Raw genomic sequence first — 17,759 nt, forward strand, 5'->3', positions numbered from 1 at the left:
ATGTAAAAAATTAAGGCTAGAAGCTCTAGCCTTAATCATTATTCTTTTGCTTATTTAAATGCGTAGCGAACGCCTAATGCTGCATCCACACTGAAGTGGAAGTCATCAGGAACGTCAACAGTAGGAGCGAGTGACGCATAACCATCCCATTGTGGTGCAAACTGCCAATCTAGGCCTAGAGGTACACGAATACCGTATTCGTTGAAGTGCTGGTCTTCATCTCTTGCCCAGTATCCATCATTCCAATGATGACAGTTACCATTCGAGTCATAGCTATCACACTGATGATGGTAACCAGTCCAATGTCCTTCGTTACCGTGCCAAGTTTTATTAAAATCATAAAAACCACCAACACCGACATAATAGGTAAACGGCAGTTTAGGACTAAAACGTTGATCTTTAATTACGAGATAATCAGCAGATAAACCGTCATTACCAATGAATGCGTTTACTGTATCGTAGAGTTCAGCTGTCACACCAAAACCTTGATCAAAACCAACACCTACTTTGAAATCAGAATGGTTTGAGTAACTACGAGGTTTCGTGTTTACAGGTGTTCCTGTATCGGCGTGAGCAGCTGTAGCAGATAAAATAATACCTGCAGCTGCCAAAGCTTTAACTTTGTTCATGATATTCCTAATCGTGTACTTGCCCATACTACTATTCAGATCCCGAACAGAGCTTTATAAATGGGGCATAATTTTAAAAAATATGTCGCACTCATCAAAGAGAGTGTGACGAGTATCTCAGTAATCTTCGGGAAAGTTCAATCTTGATTGGTTTTTTTGCATGTAAAGATATATTCCATAAATGCAGGTATTCATTATTTAGACTTAGAAAATAGAGCATTTAGAAGTACGAGTGAGGGAATTAAAGTCGCAAAATTAAGAGGGGGAAATGCTGTAAAAGCTCCGAATAATAGTCGCAATAGTTTACTAAAATCACTATGTGGAAATTAAGGAGCTTCTATCTATTAGTTAAGTATTTATCTTAGATTTCAATACTTACCCTATTTGTTTGGTATAAGTTTTACCTTGCTCAGTTTCAATTACTTTATCAGTTAGCTTGCAACAAAAGGCATGACCGGCTTCATTCTCTTTATCAACATTGAACGTGACAGAAAACGAAGAAATATTATTACGTGACAGACCATTCTTAAGTTCTTGCATTGCTTTTTCAAATACAGATGTTGCGTGACCTTGTTGACGAAATTTTGCATAAGTTGCGATCTCTAAATCAAAACAGAGACTATCAGCTTCAGAATCTTTCACTGTTGCAACGCAAAGTGCTTTAACTCGAGTGCCATTACCCATTAGCGCGTAACTATAACGAGTTTCACCATCCGGTTGATCTAAGTAGACCAATAAATCAGAGAATAACTCACCTTTAGCCGTTACCAGGCTATTAGTATTTAATGCTTTTTGAAACGCACCAAATACAAATTCTGCCGTGTTTTGCTCACTCATGCCATTTCCTTAAAAATAATATTGCTTAATAGCTTTACTCAGCATTATGCCATTGAATGGGAGATTGGAGCACTGTTAAACGGCGTTATAATTGCAACGTTAACTTTCTGTTCTTTTCCCTTTGAAAATTGCAATAGAAAACAAAGTGTAATGACCTCGTTGTCAGGATGGATTTAAAGTCAAACGGTTGTATACACAGGGTGAGATCACGAACGTTATTTGAGCAAAATAATGTGCACTATTGGAACAAGTCATAGTGGCATGGATGCCACTATGAAGCCATCAAGGATGATTTTACGGCGTCTTGTGGAGATGATGCACATGATTGGTCGATAAATATCCACTCATGCGTTCGCCCTAGTTGTATACACGCTTTGTAAACTTATATTCACTCAACATAAAGTTTAATCGATTGTGTTACTTTTTGCGCATTGTTGTCCTATTTTTTGGAATTTATCATGAAAAAACGTAATCTCATCACCCTTTGTGGTTTAGCGGTGCTTTCATCATCTGCATTTGCCAGTTCAAACCCTTCTGGCTTATATGCCTTAGGTGCTGTTGGTGAAACCGGAATGGGTGATAGTGGTTATTGGGATGATTATACGGACTCTAGTGGTCATATGAGTTCAATCGATCATGTTGAGTTTGAAGGTAAAGGTGCAACGCAACTTTACAGTCTAGGGTATCAAATCAACCGCGTTGTAGGTGTTGAAGCCACTTATATGAATTACGGTAACATTGATGCAAAAGTCAATCATAAAGACTCTTATAGTGTTTATGACCCTGAATCTTTTTCTGTGTCTGCTAACCTTGGATATTCATTTCATAATGGTTTACGCCCATTTGCTAAAGTGGGTTTGTCTTATGTCGATTTGGGCACTACTGATGATATTATCAGCCCAATTAAAGGCAGCGATAAACGAGGAGGAATACACATCGGTGCTGGTGTCGAATACGCGTTAGACTTAGGTGAGAACCATGGCAATGTACTATTTAGAACGGGTGTCGAGGGTGATGTAGTCAACATCGATATCAATGAAAAAACAGAGCATGGCGCTGTAGAAGGTGACTACGATTGGGCACTAGTTACTGTATATGCAGGTGTCGGTTACCGCTTCTAAGATTGAATATTATAAAGGGTAGGGCGATATCCCTTACCCTTTATTAATTGTTAACCATTTTAACAAGCTAGAATGACCAGCTATTTAGTACGATTGATATTATAGGTAAGATGGGTCTTACCTTAAACAGTTACCGCATTAAACTTAGTTATGAACGATTCAATCAACGAACAACAGTGCCCGTTTTGTCAGGGTGTTAATTCATGCCAAGCGAAGACCGATCATCAATGCTGGTGTATAAATGTGCAAATACCTGCGCAACTTCTCAACTTAGTACCGAGGCATTTACAGCACAAATCATGTGTTTGTTTGTCTTGTATTGCTTTATTCAAGGATAATCCTGAACTGTTTAAAGCCAAATATATTCACCACTAAACCTATACGGTTATTTCAAATCCAATAGTGAAAAGTGATGGCTGGCAATCTTGAAGTCCTCACGCAAATAGAACTTATGTGCAGAAAAGCGTTGAACCCCTGAGTCCAAGTGAATTTGTTCACAATCATTGTCTAATGCATGGGACTTAAACCATGCAATTAGAAAACTACCCACGCCTTGAGAGCGAAATAGTGGGTTTGTGACCAGATCATCAATATAAATATTCTTACCCCAAGCCAGTTTTTCACCAAACCAAAAACCAGCAACAGCAAGTACACCCTCAGATGATTTAACATAGACAACTTGATACCCATCACGCTGTTGTTTAGCGATTTGAATGGATAACGAGTCCAAGCTGTAGCTAGGACGAAGCTGCAACAATACGTCTAAAACTTGCGTGTAGTCGGCGTTATTCTCTAAAAATTTCACTTCCATGTTGTTCTATTACTTCTTAGTAAATTAAAAGGCGTATATCGTAGCTTATCATTTTTATGCTCATGATCTGCTCGGTGATTCAGGTACTTGCCTCATTAGTTCTCCGGCATATATTGATCAATAAAAGGGATAGGAGTAAAATTTTTTGAACGATTGTTCATTATCTTATTAGGGCTAGAACATGCCAAAAACCCGCATTTTATTTTCTACTTCATTTGACCCATGGTTCAACTTGGCAGTAGAGGATTGTATCTTTCGTTCCATGCCTGCTGATCATCGAGTGCTGTTTCTATGGCGCAATGCCGATACGATAGTGATTGGACAAGCTCAAAACCCTTGGAAAGAGTGCAATACATTAAAGATGGAGCAAGATGGTATTAAACTGGCGCGACGTCAAAGTGGAGGCGGTGCGGTCTTCCATGATTTAGGCAATACCAACTTTACTTTTATGGCGGGTAAACCGGAATATAATAAAACGGCATCCACTCAGATTGTGTTGGATGCACTTAAAAGTTTAGGTATTGATGCCCAAGCCACTGGCCGAAATGATCTTGTGGTTAATGATGCCGATGGCGTGCGCAAATTCTCTGGTTCAGCTTATCGTGAAACCACCGAGCGCGGCTTTCATCACGGAACGCTTTTACTAAATGCAGACTTAAGCCGCTTAGCAGATTACCTTAACCCCGATCTTAAAAAGCTACAGGCAAAAGGCATCAACTCAGTTCGTTCTCGGGTGACAAACTTAAATGAAATTAACCCTGATATTGATCATCAATCGGTCTGTGATGCCATCTCTAAAGCCTTCTGTGCGCACTTTGATGAAGTACCAGAGATAGAGCATATATCACCAGACTCATTACCGGATTTGCCTAATTTCGCAGAGAAGTTTGCTAAGCAAAAAAGTTGGGATTGGAATTACGGTAAGACACCACAGTTTAGCTATTCTCTTGATGAACGCTTTGTATGGGGTGGGGTAGAGCTCTATTTTAATGTGGAAAAGGCTCATATTACAGAAGCTAAAATCTTTACCGATAGCTTAGATCCAGAGTGTTTGATTTATCTCTCTCAACAGTTGCAAGGCACACCTTATCAAGCGGACCCGATAATGGCATGTATTGATTTGGTTATTGCTAAATTTCCTGCAAATCAAGATGAGCTGGAGCAAGTTAAAGAATGGTTGTCACAGGCGACAGTTTGATTTTCATTGCTTGAATCGTATCGAAGCCCCCGCCAATAATAGGTAATGCTGGCGCGGGGTGAGCGTTAACGCATTTACTTACATTTGGCTTTTCTGCCAGTGAAATAAAAAAAACAAGCCTAAGGTCTCATTGAGTGAATATCGCAACACTCACTCTAGCTCTTTATATTATTGAGCGAACTAAACAGGTATCTCAATGGACCAAAAATTGCAAAACAAGCTATCTATTAGCTTATTATCATTACGAATTACCGTCTTTATTGTCTTTTTCTTTTGGGGGTTAGATAAGATAATAGTGCCCGAACATGCTGTTAAGGTAATGTCGGGTTTTTATGGCCTAAATATGTCTACAAATGTAATGGTCGCACTAGGTGTTGGTCAGATGTTATTCCTAGCGGCATTTTTATTGGGTATGTGGAAAAAAGTCACATATGGCGCCGTTTTAGTGTTACACGGCGCTTCTACTTTATCCTCATTTGCAAAATACTTTGACCCATTCAATAACTTGCTATTCTTCGCCGCTTGGCCAATGTTGGCTGCTTGTTTAGTGCTTTTCTTATTGCGTGATTATGATGTGTACACGATAGGGAAAAGTAGGTAGAAAGTAGGTGAAAAGAGGGATTGCACATTAGCTGCGTGCTTATTGTGAGCCATCTCCCTTATTAATAAGCATAAAGCTCACCGGATGTGGTGAGCTTTATGTTTTATTAGTTGAAAAACAAGTCTCCCTTAGTGCATAGACTATAAATCTATAGACTAGACATCTCCAAAGCTAAACGTATCTACGCTCTCACCATTTTCCTGTGTATTCGGGATATCAACCGTAGGGGGCACATACACATCTTGTTGTTGAACCTGATAATTTTCAGGGTCAAGTAGGAACGATGTGATTTCAGCATCGGCATCTTCAAAAACATGTTGTAAGCCTAATGCGTGCGCTATGACTTGATGCGTCACAATGCGCTGAACATGTTTTTCGTCTGCAGAGCTTTTGCTTGCACCAAAGGCATTTGCCATATCATCAGCCCAAACATGGGGGGTATTAGTGTCTAACTCGTTTGAGACAATCAAGATATTGGCTGAAGTCAGGTACTGATTGGCTTTGCTTACATCAATTAGCGGATCTGAGTCATTATTACCATCGCCGTAGGCGTGCAGTTGTGGACACTCATTTAGATTATCTTCATGAATCATGGCGATCCATGGATTATCTGTCACACTGGGTTCCGCCTTATCAAGATCTGGAATTGGGGATAACTCGCGACGGATTGGTTTTTGCTCATCAACACAATCTACGACCAATCCAACAAATGCTGTGTTATTAACAAGGGCGTTGTCAACAGTCGATGATGATGAATCCGGATGTACGACATCAATAATCGCTTTAAGTGTTTGGCCACTTGGGTTTTCAAGATAGTTGTTGTACAAATTGACAAGCTGGCGATTATATACGTTATCTTTAACCCGAGTTAACGCCGAAAGAAGTACTTGTATGTCTTCTTTAGTAAAACGTTCTCCATCAAGAGTGATTTCACCCTGACTAACCAATTCTTGGTAATGATTATTAATTAATGACTCAAGTTGATTTGGGCTAGCTAGTGAACGACTATCTAAAATAGCCAGCTCTTCCGCCATAGAATCTTTAATACCTGAGGCGTAATTAGGGTAGCTTGCTCTTACTGGTGAATCTAATACTGCACCTTTAAAATGATTTGGATAGGCAGCAGCATAGGCGGCCGCAACACGTGTACCGTATGAATAGCCATACAGTGTAATTTGCTCGTAGCCTAAGTGTTTACGCACGCTATCGATATCATGGATAAATCTATTCGTACTGATATGGGGGGCTAAATCAAGATAAAGATCTTTATTGCACTCATCGCCTTTGCCTTGGCACTCCATTAAGCCATTGATTACATTTAGAGCATAGGCTGAATTTCCAGTGCCTCTAGGATCGATAGTAAATACATCAAAGTGATCGCGAATCTCTTGTGGTAAATCTTCATAGTTAGCGACCAACTCATCAACACCCACCTCGCCAGGACCGCCATAATTAAAGAATAGGGCCCCTTTATCGGCTTGCTGTTGCGCTTTCATCRCTATGTAGTGGATATTGACTTTACTCGAATCAGTATCGCTTTCTGGAACACACACATCCGCAATACTTTGCTTGGTACTAGGTTCAACTCGAATAACGTCGTTACAGATGTGATTTTGTATTTTGAGGCCTAACTCCGTATAAGCTTTAACAACATCACGTGCGCTATGTTCGTTCGTAGTAGGTAAGCCCTTAGTATCTATCTTTTGGTTCAGTTCCTGCCAATTATTGTACGGGGAATAAACCAACTCACCTGCATCATCAATAGCCTCGTTATCCTTAAAGGATAGCCCATAGCGAGTGGGACTAAATACCTCAGCGGTGTAAGCACTAGAAAAGTACTCACTGGTCGAGCCATCATCTAAGGCCTCTTTTATTTGCTGGTTGTAGGTAAGTTTGAACTCATGATTATTAGGAGTGTAACTCCATCTAAAATTAGGAATAGTGCTTGATGATATACCCACTTGTTGAAATGCATGAAGATTATAAAACAGACCATCAACAGTATTCTGGCGCTGAACTTCAAGGGTGTCTCCCTTAACTTGCCAACGATCAAATGCCTCTGTACAAACAGTAAGCGGTAACTCAGCAGCGACTGTCGTTGATTCATCAGGGTAAGTGGATTTTGCAGTGATAAGATCAGCAAACCGTTGTAGCTGTGTATTGTCAGTCGATGCTACTTCTGTATGTAGCACAAGTTTAGTGTCAGGTTCAGAGCCTACCGATGTAGGGTTATAGGTGTTTTGTGCGATATAGCAAAGCTTGTTTGAATCCTTGTTGGTATCAATAGATTTAGAATTGCTGCCATCGTCCTGACAACCACTTAAGATGACTAGTCCTATCAAAGATAAGATTAGAGGCTTGTTCATTATAACGCCTTAGTGATAAATATTTGCATGAAATGATTTGTTACAACATAACATGTCGTTTGCGGCGTTAGATATGTCCAAATGTTGAAAGTTATTTTGCAGTAAAATTTTGTTTGGCAAAGTTAACAAGCTCTTACGAAGCTAGTGTCGTATTATGGTAAATATTACATCCAATACAGTGATAAAATTTTAGTGTTATTGTTTGGAGCAGTATATGAATCGTCAAATATATCTACTTTCTTCTGTTTCTTCTGGTATCAAATATCAATTTTATTTGATCACCATACAGCGATTAATAATAAACTTTAATTACAGGCAACTCTAATTAATTCATTTAGATAATATAAATATCTTCCTAAGGTAACTTTTATGAAATTCAATACGCTCATTGGGATACTTCTCCTTTCCTTTTTACCTGGGACTGTAGCATCCGACTTAAATAGTGATGAAATGTGTCAGGTATATATTAAAGAGCTATTTCGAGATGTTTCTCAAGCAGAAGAAGCAGGAATGAAAGCTCTACGACTTTCACTCAATAAAATGGCAGATGAATATCCTGAATATCTCGACATAGCTACTCAAATCGCTTTTGGTACGGCACTTGATGATGCTGGACACCTACGTGTAGGGCAGCATATAAACTACAGTTGTACGCAAGATGGTGCGGTACTAGCAGATATTGTCTACAACGCATTATTAACGGAATCAATTCGCCTAATTGAGAAGTAAGTTAGGCATTGGGCGTTACTGCACTTAGCAATAGTAGAAAACATAATTAGTGATATGTTAATAGGTAATATCTCACATGCTTCAATGTCATTTTTTGAGTGTGTTACTACGATATATAATCGAATACATCGAATAGAGGATGTTACGTTTTTAACACGGATAGTTAATTGAGATTATTTAATTACGTTAAAAGGCTCTTAAATGAAAAAAACTGTGTTAGCTCTTACTCTTGGATTTACTGTTACTTCCCTACCTGCAATATCAGCAGAGGTCAGCACTTATAGCGATTTTTTTAGTTCTGATGGTGTGATTGCAACCGCTGACACATATCCTACTCTTGAGTCTTCTCATCAGTTTTTGAAGAACCAAGAATTAGTAGGTGTAAATGAATTTCTTCATAAGCGCCACCTAACCCCAACAGATAAGCAACCTGTCGTGCGTATGAATCGTGATACCTACTACTCGTTTGCTGTAATTGATGTATCAAAAGGTGCAACAATTACCATGCCTGAGATTGAAGAGGGCAAATATATGTCGATTCAAGGTGTGACGGAAGATCATCGTATTCAGACCATGCACTATGGTGCTGGCACCTTCTCTTTGAGTACTCACACAGGCTCTCACCTATATGTTGTTGTGCGTTTAGATGCAACTTATACAGAAGCCGAAGCTCGTGAAATCCAAGATAAAATGACCATTCAAGCGAACTCAAATGACGAGTTTGTTGCAGAGCAAGTTAACAAAGCGTCATTTGATAAAGTTGAAATGGATCTTAAAGCTCAAATGCCACAATTATTCAAGAAGGAAGGGGCATCTGCTATCTCTGGTATGTTTACCGATCCAAATGATAAATCTAAAGAATTGTATACCGACGAGAAATACACAGTAGGTGCGGCTATTGGTTGGGGTGGTGCGCAACTTGAAGACAATATTTATGAAGTTTCGGGTAATTTCCCTGCTGATAAGTGTCATCAAGCAACGTTTGAAGATCCAAAAAACCAAGCCTTTTGGTCTATTACCGTTTATGACAAAGCCGGGTTTATGTTTGACGATGTTGCAAATTTAAGTTCAAACACTGCTACTAAAAATGCTGATGGCACATATACGATTAGTTTTGGTTGTGGTCCTGATGCTATCAACAACATTAAAACTAAAAATGATTCTGGTGTATTTAACTTAGGGATTAGACATTATATTCCAAGTCAAAAAGTGAAAGACGGCTTCCGTATTTTGCCAACGGTTAAGCCTTTATGATTCATATTAAGTAAACAAACTGCTTACGGGATGCTTGCTTTAGTATCCCGTTTTTATAGGTGGTCGAATTAACCAGAGCTTACTTCTATATTATGGTAGTAACATCCTTCTAAATATCCCGCCAAATTGGTTATTCAAATAACAAAAGAGAATGGACATGAAGCTGAATCAATTTTCACAATTTAAGCAAAATACCAGTAGATTTCATGAAATTATTATCATTCTAAGTAAATATGGTTTAGCTAATTGGGTTAAAGAAAAAGATCCTGATTTTTTAAATGGGTTGTTTACTACTTCAGACGGAAAAAACTTTGCAGGACTGCCTTTCCCTATCCGTTTACGCATGGCGTTCACAGAGCTTGGGACATCATTTATAAAATTAGGCCAGATGCTAAGTACACGAGCCGATATTATTGGCCCAGACATTGCTAAAGAACTGGCTCTCTTGCAATCTGATGTTCCTAGTGATTCACAGGAAGTCGTCACCCGTACGATTGAAAATGAATTTGCCACATCGATAGATAATTTATTTAAAGAATTTAATTTTACTCCCATTGGTTCAGCTTCTATTGGCCAAGTACACCAAGCGACCCTTTTAACGGGGCAGGCCGTTGTCGTAAAAGTTCAGCACGCCGACATTGAAGACAAAATTCGAGCTGACATAGATATTCTAGAATTGCTTGCCAAACTTGCAGAAAAATACGATCCCGAACTGCGACTCTATCAACCACAGAGTCTGGTACGTGACTTTTGTAATCATCTCCTAAAAGAATTGGATTATTCAAAAGAGTTGAGCAATATGGAATTGATTCGACATCAATTCAAAAATACTTCATGCATTCATATCCCAGAGGCTTATAGCGAGTTGTCTGGTAAACGCGTATTAACTATGGAGCGATTAACTGGCTTTAGTATTGGTGACAAAACTAAGATGGAACAAGACCATGTCGACGGAAAATCACTCGCAGATATTGGCGTTAATATGTATCTGGATATGGTGTTTAAGCATCGAGTCTTTCATGCCGACCCACATCCTGGAAACCTATGGGTGATGCCGGATAATAAGTTTGGTTTATTGGACTTTGGCATGGTCGGCCGACTTGATGAGGAATTACAAGAAGCAATTGAAAATATGCTCCTTGCCGCAATCCAACAAGATTCAAGTGAAGTAACCTACCAAATAACACGCGTATGTTCCGTGCCTAAAGATTTCGTACAACAACAATTACAAGATGATGTGGGCGATTTCATTTTTGAATATTTTTCACGCTCTCTAGAATCGGTAAGTGTGACAGACATGCTTAATCGGTTTACAGAAATAATTCGAATTCACCATATTATGATGCCAACGGGAATCTCGTTACTAATACGAGTGCTTATTCTTCTTGAGGGATCGTCTCATTTATTAGACCGTAATTTCAGTATCAATAGTGCAATTGAACCTTACGCAAACAAAATGCGCTTACGGCGCATGCATCCAAATAGATTCACTAGAAAACTAACTAAGTCCCTTACTGCGTGGGAACGATTACTTGCATCACTACCTACTGATTTAGAAACCATAGTTGAGCAAATTCGTAGCGGTCAATTTGATGTTAATTTAAAGCATAGGAATTTAGATGCAGTAGTCAATAGGCTTGTTTACGGTGTATTGACCAGCGCGCTGCTATTGGGAGGAAGTATGCTATTAAGTACTCAAGTACCGCCGCTTATTCACGGTGTATCAGTAATCGGAGGTGTATTACTTTCGTTATCAGGAGTGCTTGGACTAAAGCTGCTAAAAGCCGTTAACCTGTCAGGAAACTTAATTGATGATAGAAATAAGAGATGAACCTCAGTGAGCTTTTCCAGATAGGTTCGATGTATCGTTTCAATTATAGTTATGCATCATCGTAATAACAGATATAGGAAAGGCTCATTGGAGTAAATATCTTCAATAATGTTAAAGTATAAATAGATGGAGACAATGATAATACGGATATTCGAGTAAAATTTATTATTAATAGAGAGTGAAGATGTCAAACAATAATGGTTTTACATTAATCGAATTAGTAACCGTAATCGTTGTGCTAGGTATTTTAGCTATAACTGCCGCTCCTAGATTTATTAATTTGTCTAGTGATTCACGTATTTCAGTTATGGAGAGTCTTAAAGGTTCGGTTATTTCAGCAGTCGATATGGTTCATGCGCAAGCGGTAATCGATAGTGAGGATGGGAAGGAAGGTAAAATTACTATTGGTAATACACCAGTCGAACTAACTTACGGCTACCCAACCAACGATTCAATTTATTTAGCACTTGATATCTCTGACGATGTATTAATATTTGAAACAAGTGACACTGCTTCTTATTGGTATCACTCAGATGCCCCAAGTTCACAAAGATGCAGAGTAACTTATAATGCAAATGCCATTAATAGCCCTGATAAACGTCCAGTAATTACAATAGTAACTGAACCATCAGAAAATATGGAGGGGTGCTAAAGCCTGTAAGTAATTTAGTATAACGGTTTTTAGTTACGTGCATTAAGTTAATCGAACATCTAACAGGATAAATTAATAATTCAAAGCTTACTTTCAGTAGTTAATGGGCATTGTCCATCGATTTAATATATCTACCGAAGTTTATAAACAACTTTAATAATATTGTTTCTATAAAGGTAAAGATGACAAATTCCAAAGGTTTTACATTAATTGAGTTAGTTGTAGTTATTGTCATCTTGGGCATACTGTCAGTGACAGCAGCACCTAAATTCCTTAACTTACAAAGAGATGCTCGTATCGCGTCCCTTCAAGGTGCTAAGGGTGCTATTGCAGGTGCCAACTCTATAGTATACGGAAAAGCGGCAATTAACGGTGTAGAGACCGTGGTAGAGCTGGACGGGGCAGAGATTGGCTTTGAGGGGACTTGGTTGTCTTATGGCTACATGCAAGCACACAAAGCTACCCTTCAAGAGTTCGTAATTGGATTTGAAGATGAAACTATGTGGACGGTGATTGATGACAATGAGGATGAAGGCAACAGGAACACACGCATCTGGTTAGCGGATACACCCACGCATAACGATACAGCTCGTAATAAGTGTTACATCCAATATGAGCAATCTCTAGTGGAAGGCGTTGCACCGCGCATTTTGCTTCATACGGATGAATGCTAGTAACTATAAGGTATGGTTGCAGCCCCATTCCCAGAGAAAACAATCACGCTTAACGTGAAATAATGAAGTAGTGAAAGAGAGACTGACGATGTTAGGCTCTTTTTTGGATTATTGGCGTGTTTAAATGCCGTAATGTAGGTGGTGTTCCGTCTGGTACACGCAGAGCCGCTATTGAGTATGCTGATATCTTTAGCTTCTGGCGGAGCATTCATTTATCTGGGTTAGAGAGTTGAACCATGAAGACTATGACTACTCCATTCCACCTGTTACTTGCAGCTACAGTGGCTGAGATCTCTGCCTGAATAGTTAGGGATTTATCTTTGTTTGAATCGAAACTATCTAGGGGTTTTAGAACTTCTATGACGATTGGCGCACTTCGTCTGATTGAGATAGGTTGAGACTTTGTGTGAAGATCGAATTTGAAATCGAACAGGAAGCCTTGTTCGACAAGGGCTTTAGGGGGACAGATTCTTACGAAGTACAAACAGTAACGACTTTTAAAAAGATACATTGACTCACCTGATTGACTCACCAGAGCAATTACAGGTATCAGAAATGCAAAAAGCCCCTGATAAATCAGGGGCTCGAATGTGGCGGAGAGATAGGGATTTGAAGACTTCCTATTCTGAAACCTTATCTATAACCCCCTTGTTTAGGTAGGGATTAAGATTTTAGAAACTTTAGAGTCAGTTTCAGTTGACTTGTATAATTGACATTAGCTGTTAATTTGTACAGCGTCAATAGCTTTTTAAAAACAGAAGCAAAACAATAAAAGTAAAATGGGGCTCAATTGTACTTCGAAGTGACATAGTACGAACGTAACTCAATACAAATAGTCGTTTGTTATTTATTAATGCAAATTTGTTTGAGGACATGTTCGATAAAAAGCATCAGCATAAATTTCCGAATGGGATTAGTAACGGGTGTTAGGGAAACTCATATTATTTACAGTTGCAAACTTAAATCTTGTAACATTTCTTTTACATTATTTGTGGTTAACTTATTTTATAATTCTAATAAGCCGTAAGTGATGGAATATATAATGAGAGTACCTAGTGAATCTTGGTATAATCTTGACGATTTAGTTATATTAGCAAATAAAAACGAATTCTTGTGGGTTCCAATGCGTGATGTTAAGTTTGCGGCACGTATGTTGGGATGGACCAATTACACGAGCATTAGTTGCTGGCGACATGGTATAGAAGACCACCCCGAGTTAACTGTAGATAGGCATGATGACTACATATACTTAAAAAAATTAGGTTTCTGGGGGCGCTTGAAGAGAGTTATAGGAAAAATTTATTAAATAGTAATTAACCGAGATTCCGCAGCCAATTTAGGAATAAACTGCTTCATATAGCCTGCCAAGAAGCTTGAGCAGTCGACTTTGATGCTTTTGAATGCCTGTGTGAAACTCTGACCACCAAATTCGAGAGTGTCTATACCTTCAAATTTTAGAAATACCCAACGTGCCGTCGGCTTGGATGTTGTCTTGTTTTTGACCATACTCGGGAAAAACTCATCAGTTTCCACGACACTTAAAAGAGCCAGATTTATTGTAGGCGCTTGATGTAATTACAGGTATCAGAAATGCAAAAAGCCCCTGATAAATCAGGGGCTCGAATGTGGCGTGGAGATAGGGGTTTTAACTCTTGGAATTACCCCCTAACACCATGCCGATTTTTACATAACTAATTGATTTTAAATTACTAATTTTTATTTCGGTGGTGAGTCATGCTCTGAGATTGACTCACCTACTTGTTAATCATAGCACGTAGTATTTAGGTTTCTAAAGCTTGGAATTGAAAGTAGTCAAATGATCAGCAAATAAGGTTTTACACCAAAGTACGCTAGGACAAGCATATCGGCTACAAAAACTATTTAATGGATAAAGGTGCAACTTTTTTCAGCTCTTCAACAAAATCATTAATAGCAGTATTATAGACCTCATTCACTTCAACTGCATAACCAGAGATTTCATCACCTGCACCTACACCTACACCTGCACTGCTATCACAATACTCATAGCCCTCAACTAAACTATCCCTGTCGACGCTAAAGGTTGTATACTCATCACCACTCACACCAGGTAGATAGAATGAAGTATATACATAAATAGCATCGGATTGATAAAATGAGTTTGCATTACTTATACCTACAATCTTACAATCTTTATCGTAAATAAGTTCATTTCTGTATAGTTGTGTTATTCCACCAGAAGGATTAAGAGAAACAACTACATTACCAAAATCCAGTTTTAAGTATACAGTAGCATCATGAGCTTCTTCAATATTTAGCACAGTAATTTCTTTAACTAGTGCTTCACTATTATTATATACATGCAGAATTGTTTGAGCTGGTTTATTATTAATCAATAAACCGCCATCATCTGATGATTTTAATTCCACACTGGCATTTGCGACTCCTGCAAAAATAACACCCATTGCTAATAAGCTATGTTTAATTTTCATCCTAACTCTCCGTTTATATTTTATTTTAATGTTAGTGACACACCATCTGGTAATTTTACTGGGGAGTCTCCAATTTCTATACTTTGCACCGTGATACTTTTCGTTAAAGTACAACCTTTTTGCTCGCAATCTCCTGCAATTTCGGAATCGCTTGGATTGCTTGGATTGCTTGGATTGCTTGGATTGCTTGGATTGCTTGGATTGCTTGGATTGCTTGAGTCACCGCACCCTGATAGTAGTATCAACAGGATAAAGACAAATCCTTTTTTCATGTTATCTCCCATGAATGCCGCAGTTATTATCTGAAATAGGGTAAATATATCAATTAAATCAATGGTCTTATACGGTGCGTAGTATTAAATTTCATTACTGTCAAGTTAATCACATTTTTAATGAACGTGCATAGCAATAAATAGATATACTCGTGATCATTGAAAATGCTTAATTTTCATTAAAATCAGGATCATGCTATGCACTATGAAAATTACGCTGACTCCTCAACAGAAAATACATCTCGAACAAATACACGATTCTACTCGTGATGGTCGAGTGCGTGACCGTATAAAAGCGGTATTACTTGCTTCTGAAGGTTGGAGTCAGACTATGATTTCTCAAGCTCTTCGTATCCATGAATCCACTGTAGCCCGCCATCTCAGCGACTATGTGCTTTCAGAAAAGCTGAAGCCTGAAAATGGGGGCAGGCAATATTACATCAATCGCATTAACTGTTGAGATCTTAGGCGACAATTATGGGGCTAAATTCATTTACATGTACATTATTTACTCTAATTCATAAGATACGTTTTTTTCACGCTTAGGTGTCTGTAACCCTTCAAGCTCTTTGGACAGCGAGTAGTCTTTGATTTCATGCTCTCCCACCTTTAAATGCTTCATTACTAGGGTTTCTGTAGCCCAGTCATTAAGATCTTTAAAAGCTTCAATCACTTGACGATAAAATGTTTGATAATGAGAGTCTGATTTTTTACTCGATATGTATCGGTCAATGGAGGCAAAAATCTTAAGAAGGATTTTTACAATATCATTGGCGTCAACTTGGTCTGCTAGCTCCTTTAGCAGCGCTATGTTATCGGCTTTATCAATAGCCAAACGTTCATTGTCATAATTCAGTTGTGCTTGTATTTGGATTTTTTTCTCTAACCCTTTTGTAACCGTATCATTTCTATTTTTTATGAGCTGCAGGTGCTTTTCGTTGGCTTGTATTTCTTCTTCTTGCTTTATTGACTTGGCACGGGCTGACTGCCTTTCTGCGTCTCGTGTTTCTTGCTCTTTTTCATATTCACGAATACGGGTTGCCTCTAATCTCTCAGCCTGTGCGATCCTCTCAAGAATCATTTTTTCTTCTTCTAGTGCTCTTGTGTGGAAATTATGGCTACGTTGATGCTTTGGAAGCTTAGCTTCAACTCTCATCTGTTTATTCTTTTCAATTCGCTCTTGAGTCTTCTCTAATCGAACGGCTTTTAAGAGGATGTTTTCATTTTCTAGAAAGTAATTGGCATAAAGTAAGAACATGGCCTGCCAATACTCTCCGCGCAACTTTGAGTATTGGTAGTTTTTCTTCGCTTTACATTCTGTCCARATATTTTGTTCTTCCATTGATAAGGTGTTGGTGACATAGCGATCAATAGCGCGCTCTTCGGTATGCCTCAAATCAAAAGTCTGCGTTATGCTATTTTTTCCATCGATAAAGCAATGTATATGACTGCATAGATCTTCGTGATCGAGTCGCTCATCGCCATGAGTCACTGCTAGCTTAATCGGGTGCTCGGGTAATACACGAGCTAGGAAACCTTTTAACAGTTTGTAGTTGTGTTCAGAGGTGAATGTTTCATTGTTGACTTGCCATTGATTCGGTATTTTAAAAATCACCTCTTGATAGCGCGTGTGCTGACCTGCTCGTTCCGTATCAGTAAGCGCATTGTGAGCRTGGATGTATTTCTTAAGCATATTTAAACGTTGTTTTGCCCGTGTTTTTAAAAACGGCTGTATCACTTCAAGAATACTTTCATCAATTATGTCTTGTTGGGTATAAGTAAGTAGCGACTCTAAGTGTGTCACAAGGCGTAGATTCTGTTGTTTTTGTTCAGAGACTATTGTCTTTTTTATTTTGGCGCGATAGTTGCCAAGTTGAGTTTGCTTTTGTTTTTTATTGATGACGGTGGGGCTAGTAAAACGCTCGATGAGAGATTCTTTCTGCTCATTAGAAAGGCTTTCTAAAGGTATCATTTTATCATCAATATAAAGGGTATTTTGGTCGAGTAAGTTTTCATTCCACTCAATCGATTTCATCTCATGTTCTTGCAGTCCAGGCAAATGACGTAGAGTATGAGCTAATGACCGTTTTAATGTTGCGTTAGACTTAGCAGTAATGGTGTAGTTCTTTTGCCCAGCAAATATTGGAATTTCTTTTCGCATTATGTGCACCTAAGTGACAAGCGATTAAACTGCTAAGTTTGCCAAGGTTGATATGCATTTTTTCGAAGAAAAAGTGTAATATCAGCATACTTGGTTACGAGAGAGCGTCCTTTTCTACCAAAGTGACATCTTGGCAACTCTCTATAATGGTA

At 38.6% G+C, this 17,759-nt stretch carries 17 protein-coding genes and 2 pseudogenes; 11 read left to right on the forward strand and 8 right to left on the reverse strand.

From position 1 onward, the window contains the following. Positions 1-50: 50 nt before the first annotated feature. On the reverse strand, positions 51-629 hold the full coding sequence (locus A9260_RS07135; RefSeq protein ID WP_068697550.1) for a hypothetical protein: 579 nt from the start codon (positions 627-629) through the stop codon (positions 51-53). A gap of 375 nt (positions 630-1,004) precedes the next feature. After that, complete coding sequence (locus A9260_RS07140; RefSeq protein WP_068697551.1) at positions 1,005-1,466, reverse strand: hypothetical protein; 462 nt, start codon at positions 1,464-1,466, stop codon at positions 1,005-1,007. A gap of 458 nt (positions 1,467-1,924) precedes the next feature. Between A9260_RS07140 and A9260_RS07145 the strand changes: the two genes are divergently transcribed. Beyond that, entirely contained in the window at positions 1,925-2,587 is a 663-nt protein-coding gene (locus A9260_RS07145) for an outer membrane protein (protein WP_068697552.1), read from the forward strand. A 150-nt stretch (positions 2,588-2,737) separates the two neighbouring features. Further along, complete coding sequence (locus A9260_RS17255) at positions 2,738-2,962, forward strand: cysteine-rich CWC family protein (RefSeq protein ID WP_082957091.1); 225 nt, start codon at positions 2,738-2,740, stop codon at positions 2,960-2,962. Between the two features lie 10 nt (positions 2,963-2,972). Here A9260_RS17255 and A9260_RS07150 read toward each other — a convergent pair whose 3' ends face one another. Continuing rightward, on the reverse strand, positions 2,973-3,398 hold the full coding sequence (locus tag A9260_RS07150) for a GNAT family N-acetyltransferase (RefSeq protein ID WP_068697553.1): 426 nt from the start codon (positions 3,396-3,398) through the stop codon (positions 2,973-2,975). Positions 3,399-3,579: 181 nt separating this feature from the next. Between A9260_RS07150 and A9260_RS07155 the strand changes: the two genes are divergently transcribed. After that, entirely contained in the window at positions 3,580-4,596 is a 1,017-nt protein-coding gene (locus A9260_RS07155) for a lipoate--protein ligase (protein ID WP_068697554.1), read from the forward strand. A 196-nt stretch (positions 4,597-4,792) separates the two neighbouring features. Then, entirely contained in the window at positions 4,793-5,197 is a 405-nt protein-coding gene (locus A9260_RS07160; protein ID WP_068697555.1) for a hypothetical protein, read from the forward strand. A gap of 155 nt (positions 5,198-5,352) precedes the next feature. Here the strand turns inward: A9260_RS07160 and A9260_RS07165 are convergent, their stop codons facing one another. Beyond that, complete coding sequence (locus A9260_RS07165; RefSeq protein ID WP_068697556.1) at positions 5,353-7,563, reverse strand: alpha/beta fold hydrolase; 2,211 nt, start codon at positions 7,561-7,563, stop codon at positions 5,353-5,355. A 450-nt stretch (positions 7,564-8,013) separates the two neighbouring features. On the opposite strand from A9260_RS07165, the gene A9260_RS07170 reads away from it, so the two are divergent. The 6 genes from A9260_RS07170 to A9260_RS17125 all read left to right on the forward strand — a co-directional run bounded on the left by A9260_RS07170 (position 8,014) and on the right by A9260_RS17125 (position 14,009). Continuing rightward, positions 8,014-8,292 carry a hypothetical protein gene (locus tag A9260_RS07170; RefSeq protein ID WP_156684014.1) on the forward strand — a complete coding sequence of 93 codons (279 nt, stop codon included), beginning with the start codon at positions 8,014-8,016 and terminating at the stop codon, positions 8,290-8,292. A 201-nt stretch (positions 8,293-8,493) separates the two neighbouring features. Next, the gene (locus A9260_RS07175; RefSeq protein ID WP_068697558.1) at positions 8,494-9,546 is read left to right on the forward strand and encodes a DUF1254 domain-containing protein; all 1,053 of its coding nucleotides are present in this window, start codon (positions 8,494-8,496) and stop codon (positions 9,544-9,546) included. A gap of 157 nt (positions 9,547-9,703) precedes the next feature. Beyond that, on the forward strand, positions 9,704-11,377 hold the full coding sequence (locus A9260_RS07180; RefSeq protein WP_068697559.1) for an ABC1 kinase family protein: 1,674 nt from the start codon (positions 9,704-9,706) through the stop codon (positions 11,375-11,377). A 184-nt stretch (positions 11,378-11,561) separates the two neighbouring features. Continuing rightward, positions 11,562-12,029, forward strand: coding sequence for a type II secretion system protein (locus A9260_RS17175; protein ID WP_068697560.1), 468 nt, complete (start codon positions 11,562-11,564; stop codon positions 12,027-12,029). 182 nt (positions 12,030-12,211) lie between these two features. Beyond that, on the forward strand, positions 12,212-12,703 hold the full coding sequence (locus tag A9260_RS17180; RefSeq protein ID WP_068697561.1) for a type II secretion system protein: 492 nt from the start codon (positions 12,212-12,214) through the stop codon (positions 12,701-12,703). A gap of 1,042 nt (positions 12,704-13,745) precedes the next feature. After that, positions 13,746-14,009 carry a hypothetical protein gene (locus A9260_RS17125; protein WP_068697563.1) on the forward strand — a complete coding sequence of 88 codons (264 nt, stop codon included), beginning with the start codon at positions 13,746-13,748 and terminating at the stop codon, positions 14,007-14,009. 30 nt (positions 14,010-14,039) lie between these two features. Here the strand turns inward: A9260_RS17125 and A9260_RS07205 are convergent. From A9260_RS07205 to A9260_RS07215, 3 genes and pseudogenes are all read right to left on the reverse strand, one after another. Next, positions 14,040-14,230 (reverse strand): annotated as a pseudogene (locus A9260_RS07205) (IS1634 family transposase); the annotation flags it as partial. A 350-nt stretch (positions 14,231-14,580) separates the two neighbouring features. Further along, positions 14,581-15,174, reverse strand: a complete 594-nt coding sequence (locus A9260_RS07210; protein ID WP_068697567.1) for a hypothetical protein — start codon at positions 15,172-15,174, stop codon at positions 14,581-14,583. A gap of 20 nt (positions 15,175-15,194) precedes the next feature. Beyond that, positions 15,195-15,446 carry a hypothetical protein gene (locus A9260_RS07215; RefSeq protein WP_068697568.1) on the reverse strand — a complete coding sequence of 84 codons (252 nt, stop codon included), beginning with the start codon at positions 15,444-15,446 and terminating at the stop codon, positions 15,195-15,197. 205 nt (positions 15,447-15,651) lie between these two features. Here A9260_RS07215 and A9260_RS07220 point away from each other — a divergent pair. Continuing rightward, a pseudogene (locus A9260_RS07220) lies at positions 15,652-15,879 on the forward strand (helix-turn-helix domain-containing protein); the annotation flags it as partial. A gap of 75 nt (positions 15,880-15,954) precedes the next feature. On the opposite strand, the gene A9260_RS07225 reads toward A9260_RS07220, so the two are convergent. Continuing rightward, a complete protein-coding gene (locus tag A9260_RS07225) occupies positions 15,955-17,607 on the reverse strand; it encodes a hypothetical protein (protein ID WP_068697569.1) in 1,653 nt (550 codons plus the stop codon). Between the last annotated feature and the right edge of the window lie 152 nt (positions 17,608-17,759).

Source organism: Vibrio sp. UCD-FRSSP16_30, from assembly GCF_001676025.1.
Classification (GTDB): Bacteria; Pseudomonadota; Gammaproteobacteria; order Enterobacterales; family Vibrionaceae; genus Vibrio.